The sequence below is a fragment of the Polaromonas sp. P1_G2 genome, from assembly GCF_056405515.1.
On the sequence record NZ_JBFUBY010001749.1, the window covers coordinates 1 to 360 of the forward strand.

The 360-nt window shown below is 61.4% G+C and carries 1 protein-coding gene; it reads right to left on the bottom strand.

What is annotated here, in order from left to right; all coding sequences use genetic code 11:
• On the bottom strand, window positions 1–360 hold a 360-nt coding region (locus tag AC1D0P_RS32415; RefSeq protein ID WP_477680468.1), incomplete at both ends, for a M10 family metallopeptidase C-terminal domain-containing protein.

Sequence of the window (360 nt, forward strand, 5' to 3'; positions counted from 1 at the left end):
GTCCTTGGCGGTTGCGGGGTTGGTGTCGAGCGGCGAAAAGTCGAGTTTGTCCTGGCCGTGCTTGAAATCGGTGACGGAATCGAATTCGCCTGGCGTGAAACCGGTGACCAGATTGAAGACAAAATGGTCCTTGCCGCTGCCGCCCGACATCGTGTCGGTGCCGGCGCTGCCGATGACGATATCGTCGCCGTCGCCACCCTTCAGCGTGTCGTTGCCGCCCCAGCCGTTGAGTGTGTTGTCGCCCTTGTCGCCGGTCAGCGTGTCGGCACCATAGCCGCCGGTGACATTCTCGAAATTCCTGATCTTGTCTTCCGCGACGCCGTTGACCTTGACCGTCACCTGCTTGGCGCCACCAAGCGT